Origin of the sequence: Anaerotignum propionicum DSM 1682 (assembly GCF_001561955.1) — a bacterium.
Taxonomy (GTDB): Bacteria; Bacillota; Clostridia; order Lachnospirales; family Anaerotignaceae; genus Chakrabartyella; species Chakrabartyella propionicum.
Genome location: NZ_CP014223.1, coordinates 1875753 through 1897751, shown reverse-complemented (window position 1 = coordinate 1897751; position 21999 = coordinate 1875753). Strand labels below are relative to the sequence as shown.

General features: G+C 36.3%; 23 protein-coding genes and 1 pseudogene. 22 read left to right on the top strand and 2 right to left on the bottom strand.

Annotated elements, in window-relative coordinates:
* Positions 1 to 851: 851 nt before the first annotated feature.
* The 18 genes and pseudogenes from CPRO_RS08835 (at position 852) to CPRO_RS08750 (ending at position 18276) form a co-directional block, all read left to right on the top strand.
* Complete coding sequence (locus CPRO_RS08835) at positions 852 to 2165, top strand: sigma-54 interaction domain-containing protein (RefSeq protein WP_082754297.1); 1314 nt, start codon at positions 852 to 854, stop codon at positions 2163 to 2165.
* 37 nt (positions 2166 to 2202) lie between these two features.
* Positions 2203 to 3591 (top strand): dipeptidase PepV, encoded by a 1389-nt coding sequence (pepV, locus tag CPRO_RS08830; RefSeq protein WP_066050565.1) that lies wholly within the window; start codon positions 2203 to 2205, stop codon positions 3589 to 3591.
* A 275-nt stretch (positions 3592 to 3866) separates the two neighbouring features.
* Positions 3867 to 5297: a YfcC family protein gene (locus tag CPRO_RS08825; protein ID WP_066050562.1), complete on the top strand. Its 1431-nt coding sequence runs from the start codon at positions 3867 to 3869 to the stop codon at positions 5295 to 5297.
* Between the two features lie 13 nt (positions 5298 to 5310).
* The gene (gene pepD / locus CPRO_RS08820) at positions 5311 to 6768 is read left to right on the top strand and encodes a beta-Ala-His dipeptidase (protein WP_066050559.1); all 1458 of its coding nucleotides are present in this window, start codon (positions 5311 to 5313) and stop codon (positions 6766 to 6768) included.
* Positions 6769 to 7098: 330 nt separating this feature from the next.
* Complete coding sequence (locus tag CPRO_RS08815) at positions 7099 to 8298, top strand: dynamin family protein (protein WP_066050555.1); 1200 nt, start codon at positions 7099 to 7101, stop codon at positions 8296 to 8298.
* Between the two features lie 68 nt (positions 8299 to 8366).
* Positions 8367 to 8708 carry a transposase gene (locus tag CPRO_RS16045; protein WP_066050552.1) on the top strand — a complete coding sequence of 114 codons (342 nt, stop codon included), beginning with the start codon at positions 8367 to 8369 and terminating at the stop codon, positions 8706 to 8708.
* Positions 8668 to 9507, top strand: coding sequence for an IS3 family transposase (locus CPRO_RS08805; RefSeq protein WP_066050549.1), 840 nt, complete (start codon positions 8668 to 8670; stop codon positions 9505 to 9507). Before CPRO_RS16045 ends, CPRO_RS08805 begins: the two co-directional genes overlap by 41 nt.
* 195 nt (positions 9508 to 9702) lie before the next feature.
* Complete coding sequence (locus tag CPRO_RS08800; RefSeq protein ID WP_066050546.1) at positions 9703 to 10494, top strand: Shedu anti-phage system protein SduA domain-containing protein; 792 nt, start codon at positions 9703 to 9705, stop codon at positions 10492 to 10494.
* Positions 10495 to 10772: 278 nt separating this feature from the next.
* A pseudogene (locus CPRO_RS16245) lies at positions 10773 to 11054 on the top strand (hypothetical protein); the annotation flags it as partial.
* A gap of 197 nt (positions 11055 to 11251) precedes the next feature.
* Positions 11252 to 11500: an S-layer homology domain-containing protein gene (locus CPRO_RS08790; protein WP_066050541.1), complete on the top strand. Its 249-nt coding sequence runs from the start codon at positions 11252 to 11254 to the stop codon at positions 11498 to 11500.
* Between the two features lie 686 nt (positions 11501 to 12186).
* Positions 12187 to 12375: a ferredoxin gene (locus CPRO_RS08785; RefSeq protein WP_066050538.1), complete on the top strand. Its 189-nt coding sequence runs from the start codon at positions 12187 to 12189 to the stop codon at positions 12373 to 12375.
* 12 nt (positions 12376 to 12387) lie between these two features.
* The gene (locus CPRO_RS08780; protein WP_066050536.1) at positions 12388 to 12729 is read left to right on the top strand and encodes a cupin domain-containing protein; all 342 of its coding nucleotides are present in this window, start codon (positions 12388 to 12390) and stop codon (positions 12727 to 12729) included.
* A 62-nt stretch (positions 12730 to 12791) separates the two neighbouring features.
* Positions 12792 to 14636 (top strand): hydroxylamine reductase, encoded by a 1845-nt coding sequence (gene hcp, locus CPRO_RS08775; protein ID WP_066050533.1) that lies wholly within the window; start codon positions 12792 to 12794, stop codon positions 14634 to 14636.
* 66 nt (positions 14637 to 14702) lie between these two features.
* Positions 14703 to 15308, top strand: coding sequence for a hypothetical protein (locus tag CPRO_RS08770; RefSeq protein WP_066050530.1), 606 nt, complete (start codon positions 14703 to 14705; stop codon positions 15306 to 15308).
* 3 nt (positions 15309 to 15311) lie between these two features.
* On the top strand, positions 15312 to 15869 hold the full coding sequence (locus tag CPRO_RS08765; RefSeq protein ID WP_066050527.1) for a hemerythrin domain-containing protein: 558 nt from the start codon (positions 15312 to 15314) through the stop codon (positions 15867 to 15869).
* Between the two features lie 24 nt (positions 15870 to 15893).
* Entirely contained in the window at positions 15894 to 16580 is a 687-nt protein-coding gene (locus CPRO_RS08760; protein WP_200777685.1) for a DUF2249 domain-containing protein, read from the top strand.
* A 134-nt stretch (positions 16581 to 16714) separates the two neighbouring features.
* Entirely contained in the window at positions 16715 to 17380 is a 666-nt protein-coding gene (locus tag CPRO_RS08755; RefSeq protein ID WP_066050521.1) for a Crp/Fnr family transcriptional regulator, read from the top strand.
* 191 nt (positions 17381 to 17571) lie between these two features.
* Positions 17572 to 18276 carry an FprA family A-type flavoprotein gene (locus CPRO_RS08750; RefSeq protein WP_066050518.1) on the top strand — a complete coding sequence of 235 codons (705 nt, stop codon included), beginning with the start codon at positions 17572 to 17574 and terminating at the stop codon, positions 18274 to 18276.
* Between the two features lie 75 nt (positions 18277 to 18351).
* Here CPRO_RS08750 and CPRO_RS08745 read toward each other — a convergent pair whose 3' ends face one another.
* A complete protein-coding gene (locus tag CPRO_RS08745) occupies positions 18352 to 19017 on the bottom strand; it encodes a Crp/Fnr family transcriptional regulator (RefSeq protein ID WP_236782333.1) in 666 nt (221 codons plus the stop codon).
* 362 nt (positions 19018 to 19379) lie between these two features.
* Positions 19380 to 20027, bottom strand: a complete 648-nt coding sequence (locus CPRO_RS08740) for a Crp/Fnr family transcriptional regulator (RefSeq protein WP_066050516.1) — start codon at positions 20025 to 20027, stop codon at positions 19380 to 19382.
* A gap of 111 nt (positions 20028 to 20138) precedes the next feature.
* On the opposite strand from CPRO_RS08740, the gene CPRO_RS08735 reads away from it, so the two are divergent.
* The 4 genes from CPRO_RS08735 to rd all read left to right on the top strand — a co-directional run bounded on the left by CPRO_RS08735 (position 20139) and on the right by rd (position 21987).
* Entirely contained in the window at positions 20139 to 20621 is a 483-nt protein-coding gene (locus CPRO_RS08735; protein ID WP_066050513.1) for a permease, read from the top strand.
* Positions 20618 to 21331 (top strand): permease, encoded by a 714-nt coding sequence (locus CPRO_RS08730; protein WP_066050510.1) that lies wholly within the window; start codon positions 20618 to 20620, stop codon positions 21329 to 21331. The genes CPRO_RS08735 and CPRO_RS08730 overlap by 4 nt, the downstream gene beginning before the upstream one ends.
* A 142-nt stretch (positions 21332 to 21473) precedes the next feature.
* Positions 21474 to 21788 carry a cupin domain-containing protein gene (locus tag CPRO_RS08725; protein ID WP_066050507.1) on the top strand — a complete coding sequence of 105 codons (315 nt, stop codon included), beginning with the start codon at positions 21474 to 21476 and terminating at the stop codon, positions 21786 to 21788.
* A gap of 34 nt (positions 21789 to 21822) precedes the next feature.
* The gene (gene rd, locus CPRO_RS08720; RefSeq protein ID WP_066050505.1) at positions 21823 to 21987 is read left to right on the top strand and encodes a rubredoxin; all 165 of its coding nucleotides are present in this window, start codon (positions 21823 to 21825) and stop codon (positions 21985 to 21987) included.
* Positions 21988 to 21999: the final 12 nt, after the last annotated feature.

The following is a 21999-nucleotide window of genomic DNA, read 5'->3' as shown; positions in this document are numbered from 1 at the left end:
ATTTTATAATGTTTTTAATTTACCCGGAAAATAGGAATAAAAAGACATTATGTTCTGTAAATCTTGAGGAAACATAAAAAAGCGATACTTATGACAAAATTTTTGTTAACTTAACATAAACATGGCTTGGCTTGAAAAAATTGAGGAATTTCTTACCTACCAAGAGGGAATTAGTAGAGCGAGTAAGAGGAGCAAAAAGCTTGGAAAATACGGTTTCCGAATTTTTGAATGAAATTTCTCTGTGATATGAATTCTTGAATTTCCTTGTAAAATCACTTGTTGGGAACTGGCAATCCTTAGGATTGAGTGGACTGATTAGCTTTTGGTGGTTGAGGAGTATTATATAAAATAGGAATTGGTTTGATGCACCCATTAGATTTTACTGATGGGTGCATTTTACAGTTGTAAAGGATAGGCTGAAGATATACTGCATAATGAAAAAAGTAACAAATTAAAATATTGTTTGATTACCTTTTGGATTTTAATAAGACTAGAAGAATGATAATTATTTTCTTGGAAGTATAGTTGAAAAAAGAAGAAAAGATCCCTTATTATGATGTGATTGATGGGAATCAACGGTTGACTACATTGACATTTTTTTCTGTAATTGCGCCACATCTGAGTCAGATGCCTGATAGAAAAGGTGTCATGTCTGGCATGAAAGTTTAGCACATCAAAATGTAAATACCAGATATATTTGTGACGAATTTGGTGGCAATTTTTGTTTTGTTTTCTTCGATGTAAACACGAATCCAGTTTGAAAGAAATATTATTTAGTAACATATATTGCATTAGATAATGTGTTCAGCTACAATATTATTAAGAGGTTGTGCAAAAACGGAGGTGTGATTTTGAAATTTAATAAAATCAACTTTAATGATATTGTAAATACGATAGGTTTTTATATTTGTATGTATGATAAAGAAGGTATCATAAGATATTATAATTTGGCCTTTAAAAATGCTTATCTCCATGGTTCAGAAGCATTTGTAGGTAAACATTTTTCTTCTATTGAAAATGTTGAGTATCAAGGGGTTACTGGAATTAAAGCCGTCATTGAAACAAGTGAGGGGCAGTCTTATCAAAAAAAGATTGAAAATTTAGGGTTGTTTTATATTAATACTGCTCCCATATTACATAATGGTGAAATTAATTATATTATTGAAACAATTGCAACACCGTTTAAAGCACCCATCCTTCCAGTTAAAGAACATGTACCCGAAGCTCCTGCGCAAGATATGTTTTTAGGTGATATTAAAATGCAGTCTATCCTCGAAACAATAAGCAGAATATCTAATTTTGATTCTACAATTCTTATAACAGGTGAATCAGGGACAGGGAAAAGTATGTTGGCAAAATATATTCATTCAAAGAGCAAACGGGCAAATAAACCATTTATTACTATAAACTGTGCGGCTATCCCTGAAAATTTGATAGAATCAGAACTTTTTGGTTATGTCGCAGGTGCTTTTACAGGTGCAAGTCAAAAGGGGAAAAAAGGACTTGTTGAAGCAGCAGACACAGGAACCCTTTTTCTAGATGAAATAGGGTTATTGCCGCTGCAGCTTCAATCGAAGTTTTTACAGCTTATTCAGGAAAAAACTTACACCCCCATTGGTGCTTTAAAGTCTAAAACGGTAGATGTAAGGATTATTTCTGCAACTAATCTTAATCTAAAAAAACAAGTAATGGAGCATAAGTTTCGTGAAGATTTATTCTATCGTTTAAGGGTAATTGAATTTCATATGCCCCCCTTACGAGAACGTGTTGATGCCATTAATCCTCTTATAGATTACTTTTTGCAGTTATATAACAAAACATACCACATAAACAAAAGTATTACCTTTGAAACAAGGAAGTTGCTTTGTTCTGGGGGATGGAGTGGAAACATACGGGAGTTACAGTACGTTATGGAAAGACTAGTTGTGACTTCGCGTGACGATCAGATTACTGTTGGGGATATTCCAAGCTTCCATGAGACAGATACTGTCGCAGAAAATAATGAAATAAAAAACATTAAATTTGAAGATGAAGTAGAAGCCTTTGAAAAAGAGTTGCTTTTTAGATATTATTCAATATACAAAAGTACCTATAAATTGGCAACTGCCATTGGCATAAGTCAGACAAAAGCATCTAGGCTTCTCCGAAAATATAATATTCAATAATAGGAACATTCTAAATTTACAAATGGCAGGTGACGACATGAATTTTAAAAAAGAAATAAACGATGAGAGGGAGAAAATTATTTCCTCCTTACAGGATTTAGTAAAGATTATAAGTATACAACAAGAAGGCTCTGAAGGAATGCCATTTGGCAAAGAAATGAACGATGCTCTTGTTTATGTATTAGATTTAGCGGAGAACATGGGATTTCATGTTAAAATGTTAGATGGGTATTGTGGATATGTGGAATACGGAGAAGAAGATTTATATATAGGCGTTTTTAGTCATGTAGATATTTGTAGCGCAGGAGATATGTGGGCGGTGCCGCCGTTTGAAGGTCGTATTATAGATAACAAAATATATGGTAGAGGTACTATGGATAACAAAGGGCCGCTTATTGCTGCATTATATGCTCTTAAAGCAGTTAAGGAATCAGGAAGAAAATTGAATAAAAAAGTTAGACTTATCATTGGCACCGATGAAGAGCGTTATTTTAAAGATATGGCTCATTACTTGCAAATTGAAAAGCCTCCCATTGCAGGCTTTACACTAGATGGTCATTTTCCTGTTGTATATGCAGAAAAAGGTCTTGCTATGCTTGAATACCGTGGTGATTTTCCACAAAACGATGATGAACGAATCGTTTATTTAAAAGGGGGCACTGTTGAAAACACTGTCCCAGGATACTGTGAAGCGTTTTTAAGCACGAACCGTCCGGAAGAAATCGTAACGAACCTTTCTAAATTTGCAATAGAAAACAGACACAATATGTCTGCAAGAATTGTAGAAAATGGAGTCGTGATAGAATCATATGGTATGGAAACACACAGTATGGCCCTGGAAATGGGTATAAATTCCATATGTCCGATGATCAGCTTTTTGTATAGAATCGGTTTTGGAAAAGGACAGGTAAGAGGACTTATTACGTTCCTAAATGATTATCTAGGCCATGATATCTACGGCGAAAAGCTAGGTGTAGACTACAGTGATAGTTTCTCAGGGAAACTGACGATAAACTTTGGCATTATAGAGTTTGACGGTGAAAATGCAGTGATTAGACTAGATATTCGGTATCCGGTTACATGCGATTTTGTAGAAACTCTAGAGAGGCTTAAGCATATTTTTGATTCAAATGGATTTAAGGAATACGAACGTTCTTACTGGGATCCTGTTTATTTCCCAAAAGAACATTTTTTAATCGAAGCCCTTTTAAAAGCATACAGACAGGTAACCAAAGATAAATCTGAACCTATAGTTAGTGGAAGTGGAAGTTATTCAAAGGTAATTCCTAATGTTGCTGCTTTTGGAGCAATCTTCCCAGGAGGAAACCAGGCATGGCATAGAGTAAATGAATATATTGAAATTGACAGTCTAATAAAAATGACTGAAATATATGCGCATGCTATTTATGAATTAGTATCACTCTAGTACTAAGTCGAAAACAACTTATTAATTATTGCGAAAATAATTAGCGAGTTGTTTTCGACTTATTTTTTTGGCATAACAAGTCGATTTTAACTTAAATTCTATCTTATGAATGTCTCGGTTGAAAATAAAGTTGAAAAAACTACTTAAATAAAAAAATTTTTTGTGGGTTTTTAAGTGTTTTAAAGGATTTGATTTTTCTTTGGCATCAATTTTGCTTATAAAAGATATGTAGACATCTGTATTATACTATTTATTTACTAAAGGAGCGTGTGATTATGAAAGAAAAGAAAAAAATCAAAATGCCGTCATCATTTGCAATTATTATAGGTATTATAATTCTAGTTGCAATACTATCATGGATATTACCGGGGGGTGCATATGATTATGTAGATCCGACAGCTTCAAAGCTTCAGCCTATTGCAGGAACATTCCATATTACCCAATCAAATCCACAGGGACTGGGAGCAATTATATTGGCACCTGTTAACGGCTTTATGGATTCGGTAGATATTATTCTTTATACACTTGTTATAGGTGGTTTCTTAGCAGTTGTTATGAAAACCGGTGCAATTGATGCAGGAATAGGGCATACGATTAGAAAGCTCAAAGGTCGTGAAAAACTTTTGATTCCTATTTTAATGTGCATCTTCTCCTTTGCTGGGGCAGCTTTTGGAATTGAAGAAGAAACTCTTCCATTTTTCCCTGTACTCATACCAGTTCTTTTGGCAGCGGGGTATGATACCTTAGTCGGTTTAAGTGTAATTAAAATGGGGGCAGCGCTCGGTGTTATGGGATCAATTGCAAATCCTTTTGCAGTGGCTATTGCAAGCCGCTTTGCCGGTATTTCCATTGGCGATGGTATTTTAGTAAGAATTGTTCTTCTTGCAATTTATATACCGGCCGGCATCATATTTACGATGAATTATGCTGAAAAAGTGCGCAAGGACCCAACAAAGTCTCTTGTGTATGCTCAAGCAGAAGAAAATAAAAAATTTTTTCTAAAAGATGCAGATTATGACAATCTTCCGGAACTTACTGGAAAACGAAAACTTACACTTGTTGTATTTTTAATTTCATTTCTTATTATGCTTTGGGGTGTACTTCCTTGGGAAGACCTTGGTATTGCATTTATTCCTACGATGTACTGGTGGTTTGGTGAACTTTCAGGAATATTCATCGCCGCTGCTATTGTTGTTGCAATAATTAACCAAATGAATGAGGATGATTTCATTGATACATTTATTAATGGTGCAAAAGATCTGCTTAGTGTTGCCATAATTATTGGCGTAGCACGTGGAGTAGCTGTTATTATGAACGATGCTATGATTACAGATACTATCCTTCATGCCGGGGAACTACTTTTAATGAATGCTTCTTCTGTGGTTTTCTCAGTAGCTACATACGTTATTTATTTGGTGCTTTCATTCTTTGTTCCCTCAAGTTCCGGTCTTGCAACATTATCAATGGGTATCGTAGCACCGCTTGCGGATTTCGCAAATGTAGGTAGAGAAATTGTAGTTATCGCATACGCAGCTGCAAACTCGATGATTGCTCTAGTTGCACCAACAAGTGGTCTTTTGATGGGCGTACTTACAATGACAAAAACATCTTATAGTATATGGATGAAGTTTGTAGGAAAATTTCTATTTGTTATCGCTTTAGCAACTATAGGTGTACTTGTAGCTGCTACTCTCATTATGGCATAGGAGGAGTTATGTTATGAAAAGAATTTTAGAAAATATTGAACCTTGCTATGTATTTCGTTACTTTGAAGATCTTACAAGAATACCAAGAGGTTCGGGCAACGAAGATATGGTGTGTGAATATCTTATAAAGTTTGCAAAGGATCATGAATTTACATATTATAAAGATGACATGAAAAATGTGTTAATCAATGTTCCTGCAACCCCAGGTTATGAAAATCACCCAGTTATTATTCTTCAAGCACATACCGACATGGTTTGTGAAAAAAATGAAGAAACAATACATGATTTTACAAAGGATCCAATCAAAATAGAAATAGAGGGTGACAAAGTCATTGCTAAAGAAACAACTTTAGGTGCAGATGATGGTATGGGTATTGCGTTAGCAATGGCGTTAGCAACTGATCCCGAAGCTGCTCATCCAGCTTTGGAAATTGTTTGTACAAGTGATGAAGAAAGAGGAATGTCTGGTGTTGAATTCTTTGATGCCTCTGTGTTAAAGGGAAGGACGCTAATCAACCTTGATGCTGATGATGAAGGAGTGTTTGTAGTTGGCTGTGCAGGGGGGCCAGTGATAAGAACAGAAATCCCTGTTGTATGGGAAAATGTTACAGATGAGTTTATTCCTGTACAAATTAAAATTGCAGGTTTAAAAGGAGGTCATTCTGGCGAGGATATTCATCGGGGTAGAGGAAATTCGAATATACTACTCAATAGAATATTAAGAAGAATTGAAAGTGCTATGCATTATTATATCTCTGAAGTTAGTGGTGGCCTTCAGTATAATGCTATTCCACGAGAAGCGGAAGCTACAATATTTGTACCTAACAAAAATTTAGAAGAAGTATTGAAAATTGTGAACGAAATGACAGCTATATTTAAAAACGAATATTATTTGATTGAAGATGATATGAAAATTAGTGTGGAAAAAGTAGTCGCCGTTTCCAGAAGGGTTTTATCCAAAGAATCTCAGAAGGGTTTTATGAATTTTATTACATTTTCGGAATGTGGAATTACGAGGATGAATCTCCAGCTTGACGGAGTGGTGGAAAGCTCTGTAAGTGTTGGAGTTGTGCGTACTGAAGCTGACAAGCTTATTGTGATGACAATGACAAGAAGCTCTATGAAAAGTATGTATATGGAAATGTATTATAAGATTGTAAAATTAGCCCAAGAGGTAAAAGGTAAAATACAAATTCTGAACAATTGTCCCGAATGGGAGTTCAATCCTAAATCTGAAGTGAAACAACTATTTGAAAAAACATATGAGGAAATATTTGATAAAAAGCCTAAGGTGACTGTTTTGCATGCTGGTCTTGAATGCGGTATATTCGCAAAGAAAATTCCTGAATATGTGGATATGATAGCTGTTGGACCTGATATTCGTGATTTACATACACCAGGTGAATATGTTCTCATTTCTTCTGTGCAAAGATTTTATAAGTTTTTTAAAGAGGTATTTAAACTATTGTAATAAATAGACAAAATAGGATGTCGTTTATAATACGGATTTAATACAGTATTTTACAGGTCTCAGTAATTTTAATTAATTTTGTAATTCAAAAAAGGATAAAATAGTAAATGAAAAAGGGCATAAATGATAGCCTAAAAATAAATCTAGAAAAGAGGTTATGCCTGAGCTTGAAAAGAGTAATGTTACCCAAGTAAGTTAGATATTGAAGCGTAGCAGTGTATTGACTGCTACGCTTCTTTTATGCACCAAGAGATTGGGACTGTATTCTATTGAACTCATTCTCCTAGCTAGTCTTTAATTCTTTGCCTGTCGCCTGTGTTGACTTCCGCTATGATTTCTATTGCATCAATCATTACTCATTTATTAATTAATATTGGATTATTCAATCTGACGGGTAGAGCCAGTTGGACTATTGTCAAAAGTAGACACAAAAATAAAAAAATAACAAAAGTCTCTACCTTTGAAGAGGCAAAGAGAAAAATACAAAAAACTGTAGATGACTTCCAAAAAGAAATTGCAAGCGAAGGTTGTGTAGATATTATTTGGGATTCTACAGTAAATAAGTATTATAAAAAAACATTCATCCTGAAAAATGCTCTTAATAATAATCACATACGAGAAAATATAAGTAGTAATGTAATTCATAATTTAAGCAGGTTTTTAGATATGTGCCAAAATCCTGAATTTCATATAGCTTTTGTTGGAGCTATTAAAGCGGGAAAATCTACATTAATCAATGCATTATTAGGTCAAGATTTAGCTTCTACAGCAGTGACACCTGAAACAGCTGCTTTAACAAAATTTAAGGCTGCAGAAAAACAAAATTATGTTAATCTAACTTTCTACTCTCAGGAGGAATGGAATATTCTTTGGAATAGCGTAAGGGAGTCTAAGGCAGAAGTATTTATGCAAGAGTATGGGGAACTTAATGCAGAAGCAGAAAAAAATAATTGGTTAAACAAAGAGCCAGTAACAAAATTTTTTGATAACATTGAAGAATTAAAAGAAGAGATTAAAAAATGGACTTCATCTAAAGAGGCAACGCATTATTTTGTAAAAGAGGTCGAAGTTGGGATTATAAACTCAAATATTCCAAAAGGGGTAGTATATGTCGATACTCCAGGATTAGATGATCCAGTTAGATATCGTTCAGATATAACAAGAACATACATAGATAGAGCCAATGCAGTTCTTGTTTGTGTTAAATCTGATGCTTTAACAGGCGGAGAACTTGCTACTATATATAGTGTGTTTGCAAATAGTAGATACAATCCTGAAAAAATTTATGTGGTAGGAACTCAGCTTGATACATTAAATAGACCAAACGAAAATTGGAAGGAGCAAAAACAAGAGTGGATGAAACACTTAAGTAAAAAAGGCTGTTTTGGTAGCAATAGTTTAGCACAAAGCAAGTTACTTAGTGTTGCGGCATATCTATATAATTTAATTATAGGATATGATAATTTAAGTGATGATGATATTTTTTATGAATTGGAACCAACAGCGAGTATAATGGTACCTGTAATCTAGACAGGTTACTTCAAATTTCTTAGTGAATTCTGTTATAATAAATACATCTAAAAAAGGACGGTATTCACATGAAAAAAAGACGTAGTTTTACACCAGAATTCAAAATACAAGTTGTACTAGAGCTTCTTCGTGAAGAAAAGGAGCTGAATCAAATAGCTGCTGAGCATGAGATTGCTCCAAATGTTCTTCGTAACTGGAAGAAAGAATTTTTAGCTAATGCATCAAGTGCCTTTGATAATAAAAAAGAAGCTTCTTTTGAACAAGAACGTATTGACTACGAAAAGAAAATCGATCAACTTTATAATACAATTGGCCAGCTTACGGTAGATGTGAACTGGCTCAAAAAAAAATCTGATCAAGCTCTTGGACATGGCTGGGAAGAAAGAACTGGTTACAAAGGACGATCCTAAACTGTCTATCAGTAGACAGTGTAAACTCCTTGAGCTTAATCGTAGTAGTATTTACTACCAAGAACAAGCCCCTACTGTATGTGAAATAAAAATTAAGCATCTTATTGATCGTATTCATATGGATCATCCAGCATGGGGAACTAGGAGAATATCTGCACATCTTATAGAGCAAGGCTATTTCGTAGGAAGAAAGCTTGTGAGACGTTACATGCAAGAAATGAGAATCTATGCCATCTATCCAAAACCAAACCTTTCAATGCCTAATAAGCAGCATAAGGTTTACCCTTATCTACTGCGTAATCTTACTATTGATAGGCCTAATCAAGTATGGTCTATTGATATCACATACATTCCCCTTGGCAGAAGCTTTATGTATCTTACTGCTATTATTGACTGGCATTCTCGTTACATAGTAGGTTATGAGCTTTCGGACACATTACAAGTTGAATCGGTAATAGCTTGTGTTAAAAAGGCTATTGCCATATATGGAGTACCTGAAATTATTAATAGTGATCAGGGCAGTCAGTTTACTAGCCTTGAATATACTAATCTCTTAAAGCATCACAGCATCAAAATCAGTATGGATGGTAAAGGGCGATGGGCAGATAATATCATTGTTGAAAGATTCTTTAGAACACTTAAATATGATGATATTTATATTTATCATTACCAAACCCCTAGAGAGCTACGGGCTGGTATTAATAAGTTTATGAAATCCTATAATGAAGAACATCCTCATTCAACACATGGTTACAAAACACCATATGAAATTTATCATGGGGTAAAAGTAGCATCTTAATGGAGGATTATTTGTCATACCTACAAATATGTATATTCCTTCTGACAAACAATCACTGGTAAAAAATGGTTCATTAAGAATTTACTTTAGGCTGCCTTGACAAAGGAACCACTATACCGTTTTGTGTAGGTTCTTGCGTTTGTTGAATAATTGATAATTTTTAAAATAAGAAAATAGATTACTTGGAGGAAAAGAATGAAGTTACAGGATAGAAATTATGAATTGATATTAACTGAAAAAGAGCAGGAGGCATATGAAGCAGAACTTGCATATGAATCAAAAAAAGGACCAAAGAATACTCGCAACTTTCCACGTTTTTCCCATCCAGATAAAGAAATAAGAAAATTCATATGGCATAAAAGGTCTCTCTTCCCCAACAATTTTCTGTACTTGGGAGAATACAAGGACATGGATTTTGAACTAGAAGCTAGTAAATTACAAAATATAATATATACTGCAGAAAATGAGTTGAAAATTCAGCAATATATTAAGCAGAATAAGAAATGGTTTATACCTGGATCAATATTCTTGGATTATAATTTTGGTCATCATGATGCATATCTATTCCCAGAACAGCAACTGGGAAATGAGTATGCTGCTGATTATATGCTAGTGGGAAAGAATTCTGATGGATATAGTATTGTCCTTATTGAATTTGAAAAGGCAAACACACACTATCTTATTACTTCAGCTAATACAGAAAGTGAAAGTGTAAGAAAGGGCTTAACCCAAATACAAGATTGGAAAAGGTGGATAGATAGTAATAGGGATTACTTCTTGAAAAATATAGAACTTTTACAACAAGGGATAGATGTTCCTGTATACAGAATATATTATTATCTAGTTGTAAGTAGAAGAGATTTTATGAATCTAACGGCCTTAGATGTTCGAAGTCAAAGTATGTATGAAAAAATAAATACTAAGATTGTGACATTTGATAGATTGGTTGATAATATAAAAAAACTAGGAGAAAGACTTACCTGGTAGTTCTAACAATTACACCTGTGTATTTGAACTGCCGATTATGTTTATTCGTGTAAATTAAGGAGTTATGGATTGGTGAAAAAGCTGATATTAAAGTGGAAGTGAAAATCACTAAGCTGGATGAAAAGGTGGTTGAAAAGTATAACGAAGTTGCCAAGGCAAACAGTGCAGAATTGGTATTCCCTCCTGTGCAATTTGAAATTGTAGCAAAGACAACAAACACGGACGGAACAACAAAAGAACAGAGTATCAATAAGTTTAGCAACTATGTAGAAAGAGTTATGGAAATTCCATCTGGCGTTGACCCTAGCAAGATTACAACAGGTGTTGTATTTAATGCAGATGGGACTTATAGCCATGTCCCTACAGAGGTATATCAAAAGAATGGTAAATGGTATGCAAGGCTGAATTCCATGACTAATTCGGACTACTCGGTTATTTGGAATCCAGTAACCGTAAAGTCCGTTGAACATCATTGGGCAAAAGATGCAGTAAACGATATGGCGTCAAGATTGGTTGTTTTTAATGCAGAGAGTTTTGAGCCAGATAAAGCTATAACTAGAGCAGATTTTGCAGAGTATATCGTTAGAGCGTTGGGGTTATATAGAGAGGGCTCAAAGCATGAAAATAATTTCAAAGATGTAACTGCTACAGACGCAAGAATATTAGGGATACTGATAGCAAATGAGTATGGCATTGTTTCGGGGGATATGCTGATGGAACATTTAGAGGAGATAACCAGATTACAAGAGAAGAAGCAATGGCTATGTACCAAAGAGCCATGAAGATTACAAATCTTGTAGGAAATGATGAAAATCGTTACCAAAACTATACAGATTTTGCTCAAGTAGGTGATTGGGCAAAAACAAATGTAAAGAATGTATTATCCGCCCATGTATTCAATGGAACTACAGCGGTAACCATATCACCGAAAGCGAATCTGACTTACGCAGAAGCTGCTCAGGCAATTAGGAACTTATTAGTTGAATCAAAATTAATTAACAGGTAATAACAAGATGAAATGGAGTGCTTTTTAAAATAAGGGCACTCCGTTTTGATTGAACAACTTCAATAGATTTAAGTTGTAGTGGACCAGTTCCCTTCAACGGCCAAAGATATAAAACATCAATCCTGTCCTCTCAATCCACGTTGAGACGATAGCGTTGATTACAAGGGCGGACAAGTAAGGGGTCTAAAAAGGCTTAAAATATAGGGTTTCCGAGAGTTGGGAGTATTTTCCTGACTCTCTGTTTTTTTGTTTTTGAGAGAAGGGAAAAGACAATTTGTAAATGTAAGCCGTAGGGTTGAGTGGACAGATTAGCTTTTGATAGGTTGATGAGACAGCATTGTTGAAAATAGGCAAGTTAACAATTATGTAAAAATTAGGATTTATATATTTACTCAAAAAGTGAAAATAAAGATAAGCAAAAGGATACTATGTTAGCAAAAAAAGTAGTTCTTTTGTAAAAGTTGATTTTTAGAGAAACTAAAATAAATAATGTAGATTAATCTTGAAACATAACGGGGCATAGTGAGATAGAACTGGGAAAATTACTAAAATTATAAGCAATAACATATTGAAAAAATTTTATTTATGTTGTTTTAACAACATAAATGTTGTGAATTACATGATATTATTGTGTCAACAAATAAAAATAACATTTTAACGAGTGATTCTGAAAAGGAGATGTTCTTATGAAGTATTTTGTGAACGACAGTTGTATCGGGTGTGGGTTATGCGCAATGGCTTGTCCAGAGGTTTTTGAAATGACGGATGCAGGGATTGCAATTGCTTCCAAAAAAGAAGTTCCCACAGATGTGCTGGATGCAGCCGCACAGGCCCAAAGTGGCTGTCCTGTGAATGCCATCGAAAACGATGACTGAGGAGGTTCTTGAGTGAATTATATCAAAAACATAGAACATGAAGCAGCCTTGTTTTTAAAAGACGAAGTTTCTGTTCAAGCTGGGCAAATTGTAAGTAAAACGCTGACACAAAATCACCATATCAGCATTACTCTTTTTGCATTCTCGAAAGGTGAGGAAATCAGCTCTCATGATTCTAGCGGTGATGCAATGGTTTTGGTATTGGAAGGAACAGGTCAGTTCACTGTGGATGGCTCTGAATACGTTTTGAGTGCAGGGGAGACCTTGATTATGCCTGCAAAGAAACCTCATGCGGTATTTGCCAAAGAAGCCTTCAAAATGATGCTTACCGTTGTTTTTCCACCAGTGAGCTGATAGAAAACAAATGATAAAAACGATAAAAATTAAAATCATATGAAGATAAAGGAGTAATAACCATGGAAAATAAAATGTTTTGTTATCAATGTGAGGAAACTGCAGGATGTACTGGATGCACTCAGATGGGTGTTTGTGGCAAAAAGCCCGATGTTGCTGCAATGCAGGATCTATTAATATATGTAACTAAGGGTCTGTCAGCTGTTACTACGGCCCTTCGCGTCCAGGGTGGGGAGGTTTCCTCCGCAATAAATCATTTGATTTCATTAAATCTTTTCATAACGATTACCAACGCCAACTTTGATAAAGAAGCTATCACAGCCCGTATCCGTGCAACACTGGATGCAAAGCGTGAACTGCTTGCCCAAGTAAGAAACGGCCAAATGTTGCCTGAGGCGGCACATTGGGATGGAGATGAAGCTACATTTGAGGCAAAGGCGGCTATGGTAGGTGTGCTTTCTACAGAAAATGAAGATATTCGCTCTTTGCGTGAACTGATTACTTATGGTTTAAAAGGACTTTCTGCCTACTCCAAGCATGCCAACGTTTTGCTGGAAGAAGATACTGAAGTTGATGCCTTTCTCCAGCGTGCTTTGTCTGCCACTCTGGATGATAAGCTTTCCGCAGACGATTTGGTGGCGCTGACACTGGAAACTGGAAAGTATGGTGTTTCCGGTATGGCTCTGCTGGACAAGGCCAATACACAAGCCTATGGCAATCCCGAGATTACCAAGGTAAGCATTGGCGTGGGTTCTCGCCCAGGTATTTTGATTTCCGGGCATGACCTGAGAGATTTGGAAATGCTGCTTCAGCAGACCCAAGGAACCGGTGTGGACGTATATACTCACTCGGAGATGCTTCCTGCTCACTACTATCCTGCATTTAAGAAGTATTCCAATTTTGTGGGTAACTACGGGAATGCTTGGTGGAAACAGAAAGAAGAATTTGAGTCCTTTAATGGCCCGATTCTCATGACTACCAACTGTATCGTTCCTCCTAAGGATAGCTATAAAAATCGTCTGTATACCACTGGTGCGGCAGGCTTCCCTGGTTGCAAGCATATTTCTGGTGCAGTCGGAGAGGAAAAGGATTTCTCTGAAATCATTGAACAAGCAAAACGTTGTGTAGCTCCAACAGAAATTGAAACTGGAGAAATCATCGGCGGCTTTGCACACAACCAAGTTCTGGCTCTGGCTGATCAAGTGGTTGGGGCTGTGAAATCCGGTGCAATCAAAAAGTTTGTGGTTATGGCAGGTTGTGATGGTCGTTCCAAAAGCCGTAATTATTATACTGACTTTGCTAAGGCTCTGCCCAAGGATGCGGTTATCCTCACCGCAGGTTGTGCCAAGTATAAGTATAACAAGCTTGATTTAGGTGACATCGGCGGGATTCCCCGCGTATTGGATGCGGGACAGTGCAATGACTCCTACTCCTTGGTTGTGATTGCCCTAAAGCTGAAAGAGGTTTTTGGATTGGAGGACATTAACGATTTGCCAATTGTTTATAACATTGCTTGGTATGAACAAAAGGCAGTGATTGTACTTCTGGCTTTATTGCATCTGGGTGTAAAAAATATTCATTTAGGGCCAACACTTCCTGCCTTCCTTAGCCCGAATGTAGCAAAGGTATTGGTGGAGAATTTCGGCATTGCAGGGATTGGAACAGTAGAGGACGATTTAAAGCTGTTTTTTGATGAAGCTGCCACAACCGACGCTGTTAGTGGTGATATGATTATGGGCGATATTTTGCGCAAATACCCTGAAACCGCTCCTGCACTGATGGAGTGTGGAATGCATTGTCTGGGTTGTCCTTCCTCCCAGATGGAGACTTTGTCAGATGCATGTATGGTTCATGGCTTAAATGTGAATGATGTGCTAAAAGCTGTTAATGATAAGGTAAACGGATAAGTTTAAGATTAAGGTCATGGGATACTTTGTTGTTCCATGACCACATTTTTAGAAAGGGATGAGCGTATGAGTGCGTTTTTAGGGCCAATTCATTACTGGCTTTACCGCAAAATTCAGTTACAGGAGAGCTTGACGGAAGCAATGCTGTCTTCCATTTCGTCTGAGGACGATCGTACCGCCTTGGAAAATAAGCTGAATACCGTTTATGGAATTGTTGAACGACGCCCATTGGAACAAGTGATAGATAACGGAAATATCCATGGTTGGTTGCAAAGCCAAATCGGCATTGCGGAGAAACGCTTTGCCGCCGCAGTGACAGAAATTTTGCATAACGATACTACACAAATTGAAAAGCTCAAACAGGCAGCATTTCAACTGGGGTTGCAAAATCCGTTGCCTGCTTCTAGTGATGCCCAAGCAGTTTACCGCGCATTGAATGATGTACTGTTGGAGGGTATGCCCTGTGACCATGTCAATGAAATTTTGGAACAGAGCGCAGAACATGTTCTTTGGCACCAGACGGTGGATTTGCATTTGCCTTTTTGGGATGCAGTAGGCGGAAAGATTGAAAACTATTATTTATTGCGAGGTGCCTTTATTTTAGGAAGTCTTTCAGGCAGTGGTTTTTCTTTTCAGCAAATAGACAAGCAGTTTCTCATTCAGGAGGTGTAAAAAATGAATTCTATTGATTTAATGGTGCAGGAGCATAAAAATATTCTTTCCCTTGTAGCGGTAATCCGTAATGCGTGTTGTCGTATATTAGAGGGTGATCCTGTGGAAGTAAATGATTTTCGGGATATGATTACATTTGCACGAACCTATGCGGATCAACATCATCATGGAAAAGAGGAGCAGATTTTGTTCCGAGAGATGATGGGTAGACTGGGTACCGCTGCCGTGAAGCTGATTCAAAACGGCATGTTGGTTGAGCATGATATGGGAAGGTTTCATTTAGGGGAGCTTGAAAGCGCATTAGGGCGTTATGAGTCCACGCCGAATACTCTGGACAAGCTGGAAATTCTGGTGAATGCAGGTGCATGGGTGAACCTGTTACAACGTCATATAGACAAAGAGGATAACGTAGTCTATACCTTTGCAGGCCGCAGCCTTACGGATGATGTTTTGCAAAGTATAAACAGTGAAGTGGAGCTTTTTGAAAGTCAAGCAAAAGAGAAGGGGATTCAGGAAACCGCTTTGAACTTGCTAAAGCAGCTTATAGAAAAATATTGCTAATTTAAAGAAAGAAGGGACAATATTATGGGCTTTGAACAATGGAAGGATCAAATTTCAAATTTTGAATGCATTGATGTTCGCCACCTACAAGGAAATTTTTTTCCCGGATTGCAAAAACGTGCTGGTGGTTTGAGCAAAGGTTCTGGGTTAACAATTATTCAAACCTTTGAGCCACTACCCCTTTATGCACCCATGGAAGCTCTGGGATTTGAACATTTTGCAAAACAAGTGGGAGCGGATGAGTTTCATATTTATTTCTACCGCGTGCAGGAGACGGAGACGGCTGAAATGGCTCCCTTCCGCCCCTTGGCTTTGCTGAACTATCCCATGATTGATGAAAGGCTGGGCCAAATAGCTGTGGACTTTTGGGATCTTACATGGAATGACCAAAAGCGAACGTTACCTTACGAGATGCGGCTGTTGCTTTCTTTGACCAATGCTGTGGGTGCGGGGCGAATGCGTCAGGCAACGAGAGAATTGGTAAAGGCGTATATCCATGGGCTTGATTCTGCTGCGTTGGATGATGTCTTTGAACTTCTGGCGTGGAATCAGGGAATTGGTTATTTTAGTTCGGAAATCGGACCGTCACAGCTATTTCAAGCATATAAGCTAATCAAGACTCGTGAGAAATCAGGAAAGCAGTGCAGGGAAATTGAACAGGAATTGATGGAGAAGTTTGGGGAAAAGAATCCCGAGGTTAAGGTACAGTAACGCCCATTTTTTTCACTAAAAAATATTCTAGAAATATAGCTGAAAATCAACGCTATTGATCGACTTGCTCCTCTGCTCATAGTATCATAGCCTTAGCAAATGAAAAATGTGTAATATGAAATGGTGGGATAAAGATGGATGCTCTTTTTTTATCAAATACAAGTTTGTTTCGTGGAATTACACCAGAAGAAGTGACTTCTATGTTGGGCTGCCTGTTGGCGGAAGAAAAATGCTACCAAAAAGATGAAGTGATTTACCGTGCAGGTGATACTGTCCCTAAAATTGGGATAGTAATAACCGGTAGTGTTTCTATTGAGCACGATGATCTCTGGGGAAATAAAAGTGTTTTAGATAAAATCGGACATGGCCAAGTATTTGCGGAAACCTATGCCTGTGCGCCGGGAGAACCCTTGATGGTTAGTGCTGTGGCTGCTGAAAGCACAGTGGTTTTATTTCTGAATGTAGCCAAAACATTACAACCGTGTTCATCCGCCTGCGGACACCATGGAAAGTTAATTCGTAACCTGTTGACAATTTCGGCTCAGAAGAATTTAACTTTATCCCGTCGTATTTTTCATACTTCAGCAAAGTCTATTCGCGGGCGGTTACTTTCTTATCTTTCTTTCCAGGCCACTCGTGAGGGTAGACGTGAATTTGACATCCCTTTTAATCGGCAGCAGTTGGCCGATTACTTAAGCGTAGACCGCAGTGCGCTTTCGAATGAATTAAGCAAAATGCAACGGGAAGGGCTGATAACGGTTCATAGAAACCACTTTTGTATTAAATCCGACTTGGAGTGAAATTTATTATGTTGGACATACAAGGAAAAGCCAGTTACGCTTGAAAAAAATGAAGTGGTGGGAGCAAACAATAATGTTTCCACCTTTTTTAATTTAATGTTGCGCACGCAACATTATAAAGAGAAGCTTATGTTAAACTATAACTATCACTAACATAACTAAATCAATCATGAATAAAAGGAGGAAGATTTATGCATTATTCAATTTCAGAAATGTGTACAGTTCTCGGAAAGGTTATCCAAAAGCCGGATCGTAGTTTTTCATTTTTGGCGTATCTCCTGAGGGGAGAAAAAAATGTGCTTATTGATACTGTTCCTGAAAAAGCTGGAGAGGTGTTCATGGCTGAATTAAAACAATTAGTTCCTCTTAGCCAGTTGGATGCCATCATCCTTAATCATTCCGAGGAGGATCATAGTGGAGCTCTTGGACTATTGCTGTCTGACAGGGCAGATATTCCAATTTACTGCACAGCAGCTTGCAAACATCGCTTGGTTTCTCGTTATCCAAATGCAAATTTTATAGAAGTTACTAATTTATCTACTTTGAAAATTGGAACATTTGAGTTCCGCTTTACCCATACGCCAGGATTACATTGGGATGATAATATGGTCACTTATTTTGAAAATGAGCAAATTTTGTTTTCTAATGATTTGTTTGGGCAATATTTGGGATGCGAACCCCCCTTGGATAAAGACTATACCAATGATAGCGTTTTACAAGGAGCGAAAACATATTTCGACAAAGTATTTGCACAGGCAACTCCCAATGAAAAACGCGCTGTCTTGGGCTTGGCAGACTTGAATTTGAAATCTATCGCCCCTGGGCATGGCGTAATTTTGACAGGAAAATTGGATGATGTTTTTGCTCTTTATAAAATAGAATGCACAGTGGTTTAATTGGTCATATCACAAGTGTAATAGGTATAACCGTTGTAAAAGAGTTAAAACTAAAATTTGGGGCTAATTATTATTTTATTTTAAAAGATGAAATGTATTCTTTTCAAAGTCTAACAGGCCCTCGGAACGCATTTGTGATAATTCACGGGTTAATGCGCTGCGGTCTGCACATAGATAAGCTGCCATCTCAAGACGTCCCAAAGGAACATCAAAATAGGAACATCCCTGCTGTTGTGACTGAATGGAAAGATAGGTCAAAATTTTTTCACGCAAAGTTTTTTTAGAGGTTACTTCGATTTTTTCTATCAGTTGGACATTCTTACTGCTAATAAGACCTACCATATTTTCGATTAACCGATGATGAAAGGTGCAGGACATGCTGCAAGAATGTAAGACCTTGCTATAAGGAAGAAATAAAATCAAACAGTCTGCGCCTACAGCAAAAGTAACTTTAGAGTCGGAAAGGTTTCCACATGCAAAAGTTTCTCCGAATATTTCTCCTGTTTTCATGGAAACGATAAGGGTTTGGGTGCCCCAAATGTCCTCTTTAATCATATTAACAGCTCCACTTAAAATGACGCCAACAGATTTTATTGATTCACCTGCAAGAAAAATAAGTTCTCCCTTTTTATAGGATCGTAAATAGCTTCCCAGACAAGTAAGCACAGAATTAATTTCGGTCTCCTTGATTCCCTCGAATAATGGCATTTTCTGAAGTTGTTTGAGATAAACGTCATGCACTTAGACCACCTCCTTGAAAGGAGTATAAATCAAATTTTTATATGTTGCAAGGGCAACATATAGGTGTTTATTTAGTGAGATGAGAAATAGTGCCCAAAAGTGCTGTCGCAGAGGTTCCTGTATGTAGACATTTTATGATATGGATGGAAAACACTATTGTGCAATGAAGGAGCCATACGTTTTTACTGTCCTGATATAGATATTATTAATGTTTCTAAAATAGAAATGGTTGTTGAAAGTGAATTGTCGTAAGCTGGTTTTTATAGTAAGTTGACAATAGATTATGATGCTAGATTTAATTAACTTTACTATTTAAAAAAGGAATCAATCAGCGGTTTTACCTTGCTGTATGATTCCTTTTTTCAGTATTCTTTTTTTATTGTGATTGTATGGTTATTAATTTCGATAAAACCCTCATCTTTTAATTTTTTAAGCTCTCGAAACAGGGATGGTCTTTGTACCCCCAAATAGTCTGCCAGTTGTCTTTTACTCATTGGAATTAAAATTACCGAAGATTTCTGTAGGATAGCTTGCTGTTTAAAATAATCCATAATATTTTCTCGAAGCGTTCTTTGCGTAAACATTGCTATTTTTTGATTAATTCCTTGTGAATTTTGTGAAATTGACCTTATATAATGCAATGTAAAATTGTAGTCGTGCAAAAATTCTAAAACAGCATTTATGTCAACGTGGATTATTTGACAATCTGTAAGACAATAGATATTAAGAGGATAACTGTGGTTTTCACCAAATAATAAATTAGCTCCGATTACACTTCCCTTACTAAATTCAAATATCGTAGTTGATGAACCATTCGTTGATAAAGAATAGGCAACTAAACTTCCTGACAATACAATATCTAATATACGGCAAGTTTCATTTTCATTATGAACGGTTACACCTTTCATATAGTGTTTTTGATAAATATGATTGCCTTCCGTTTGTTTTTCTAAATCAGATTCTTTTATAGCTGAAAATAATGGAATGTTTCGTAAAATGTCAATATTCATGTGTATTAATCCTCCATTTAAAAACATTATATCAAAAAGAAACATCGGTGTCTATTTGAGGATTATAAATTGTTTTATAATTGTGTTATCAAAAAAGAATGGGGGATTTGTATGGATATATTTACAGCAGCAATGTGGATAGGAACGATGATATTCCTTTTGATTTCCTTAAAAAAGGATAAAGCTAAGACACTAAAAGCGCTTAAAATGGCATTTGGTATGGGAAAGGGGATGTTGGGAAGCATATTATCGATTATTTTTTTAATCGGTTTGATTTTAACAATATTACCGCCAGAAAACATTGCCAAATTTGTAGGAAGTCAATCCTTGTTTATAGCAACAGTGGGATCAGCGGCATTTGGAACAATTACACTGATCCCTGCCTTTATTGCTTTTCCGCTTGTCGGTACACTGGTTGACGCCGGGGTTAGTATTGTTCCTTCCGTAGCATTTCTAACTACACTTACTATGGTAGGGGTTGTAACATTTCCACTTGAAAGGCGTGAATTTGGGCTTAAATTTACTGCAACCAGAAATGGATTAAGTTTTATATTTGCCATAATTATCGCTATGGTAATGGGGGTGATTGTATGAAAATCTTAAAAAAAGCGAAAGATAATATTTTCTTGATCGTGGTTGCAGCTGCCTATATCCTGATGTTTTTAATTAAACCAACGATGGGTGTTACATCAATGAAAAACAGTGCTTATTATATTAAAGAAATGCTTATGATAATGCCGGTGATTTTTGTTCTAACTGCACTTTTGGATACATGGATTGCAAAGGAAAAAATCACAAAATACTTAGGAAAAGAATCCAAAGTTAATGGTATTATATTGTCGTTTGTTTTAGGCAGCATATCTGCGGGACCCATATATGCAGCATTTCCTATGTGTGTCATGCTTCACAAAAAGGGGGCTTCTGTACGAAATTTGGTTATAATTTTAAGCTCGTGGGCAGTAATAAAGGTTCCAATGCTTTTAAACGAAGTGAAATTTTTGGGTATGAAGTTTATGGCAATTCGTTGGGTATTAACCGTAATTGCGATAGTGGTATTTTCGTGGGTTACTGCAAAAATTGTGAAGGACGAAGATATCGTACAGAAAGAAGAAAAAACAAATGGACTTACATTAAACAAGGAATTTTGCATGGGATGTACAATGTGCAGCAGAAATTACCCAGAGATTTTTGGTATGCAAGGTAAAAAAGCATATGTAAAATCTTTTGACTTTGAAATAGACAGAGAGAGGCTTAGCCAAACAATAATGGCTTGTCCCGTTCAAGCCATTCATTATAACGAATAAAGAAATTGTTGGAAAATGATATACATTTGTCAAAATTTGTTGTATAATTTAACCATTAGATACTTAAACATTATGGAACTAATGAATAAGCATCTATATAATTACAATTTAAAACTATAAATAATGAACAAGAGGTATAAAAATGATCGAGCAAATTTATGAAATGTCAACTGGAGATGAAAAAGCGGTTGAAAAAGTAATTCAGGATGAAAATATTCATTATATTCATATGGTCTTTCATAAAGATCAAGGGCTCCCTGAACATTTTTCTAATTCGAACGTTTATATGACTGTGGTAAGGGGGACTTTATCTATTGGACTAAATGATCAAGATGTTCATCAGTATGATAAAGGAACTCTTTTAAAGATTCCTGTTAGCACAAAGATGATTGTAAAAAATTTATCTGAAAAAGTATTGGAGCTAATTGTTGTAAAAGCACCGGCACCCTTGAAATAGTTAAAAAACCACAAACATTGAAAGGAGGAACGAAATGCTAAAATATATATGTGTCCCATGCGGATATATCTATGACCCACAAATAGGCGATCCTGATAGTGGTATAGCTCCAGGGACTGCTTTTGAAAATATTCCTAATGATTGGGTTTGTCCAATTTGTTTTGTGGGTAAAGATGAGTTTGAACCAGTAAAAAAATAGTACAAAGGAGGG

Coding starts and splice junctions, on each gene's coding strand:
- CPRO_RS08755 (WP_066050521.1), top strand. CDS start 16,715: ATGGATGCTCTTTTTTTATCAAATACAAGTTTGTTTCGTGGAATTACA.
- CPRO_RS08770 (WP_066050530.1), top strand. CDS start 14,703: ATGAGTGCGTTTTTAGGGCCAATTCATTACTGGCTTTACCGCAAAATT.
- CPRO_RS08815 (WP_066050555.1), top strand. CDS start 7,099: ATGATTTCTATTGCATCAATCATTACTCATTTATTAATTAATATTGGA.
- CPRO_RS08735 (WP_066050513.1), top strand. CDS start 20,139: ATGGATATATTTACAGCAGCAATGTGGATAGGAACGATGATATTCCTT.
- CPRO_RS16045 (WP_066050552.1), top strand. CDS start 8,367: ATGAAAAAAAGACGTAGTTTTACACCAGAATTCAAAATACAAGTTGTA.
- CPRO_RS08800 (WP_066050546.1), top strand. CDS start 9,703: ATGAAGTTACAGGATAGAAATTATGAATTGATATTAACTGAAAAAGAG.
- CPRO_RS08730 (WP_066050510.1), top strand. CDS start 20,618: ATGAAAATCTTAAAAAAAGCGAAAGATAATATTTTCTTGATCGTGGTT.
- CPRO_RS08740 (WP_066050516.1), bottom strand. CDS start 20,027: ATGAATATTGACATTTTACGAAACATTCCATTATTTTCAGCTATAAAA.
- CPRO_RS08760 (WP_200777685.1), top strand. CDS start 15,894: ATGGGCTTTGAACAATGGAAGGATCAAATTTCAAATTTTGAATGCATT.
- CPRO_RS08725 (WP_066050507.1), top strand. CDS start 21,474: ATGATCGAGCAAATTTATGAAATGTCAACTGGAGATGAAAAAGCGGTT.
- pepD (WP_066050559.1), top strand. CDS start 5,311: ATGAAAAGAATTTTAGAAAATATTGAACCTTGCTATGTATTTCGTTAC.
- CPRO_RS08825 (WP_066050562.1), top strand. CDS start 3,867: ATGAAAGAAAAGAAAAAAATCAAAATGCCGTCATCATTTGCAATTATT.
- CPRO_RS08765 (WP_066050527.1), top strand. CDS start 15,312: ATGAATTCTATTGATTTAATGGTGCAGGAGCATAAAAATATTCTTTCC.
- CPRO_RS08790 (WP_066050541.1), top strand. CDS start 11,252: ATGGCTATGTACCAAAGAGCCATGAAGATTACAAATCTTGTAGGAAAT.
- pepV (WP_066050565.1), top strand. CDS start 2,203: ATGAATTTTAAAAAAGAAATAAACGATGAGAGGGAGAAAATTATTTCC.
- CPRO_RS08785 (WP_066050538.1), top strand. CDS start 12,187: ATGAAGTATTTTGTGAACGACAGTTGTATCGGGTGTGGGTTATGCGCA.
- rd (WP_066050505.1), top strand. CDS start 21,823: ATGCTAAAATATATATGTGTCCCATGCGGATATATCTATGACCCACAA.
- hcp (WP_066050533.1), top strand. CDS start 12,792: ATGGAAAATAAAATGTTTTGTTATCAATGTGAGGAAACTGCAGGATGT.
- CPRO_RS08750 (WP_066050518.1), top strand. CDS start 17,572: ATGCATTATTCAATTTCAGAAATGTGTACAGTTCTCGGAAAGGTTATC.
- CPRO_RS08805 (WP_066050549.1), top strand. CDS start 8,668: ATGGCTGGGAAGAAAGAACTGGTTACAAAGGACGATCCTAAACTGTCT.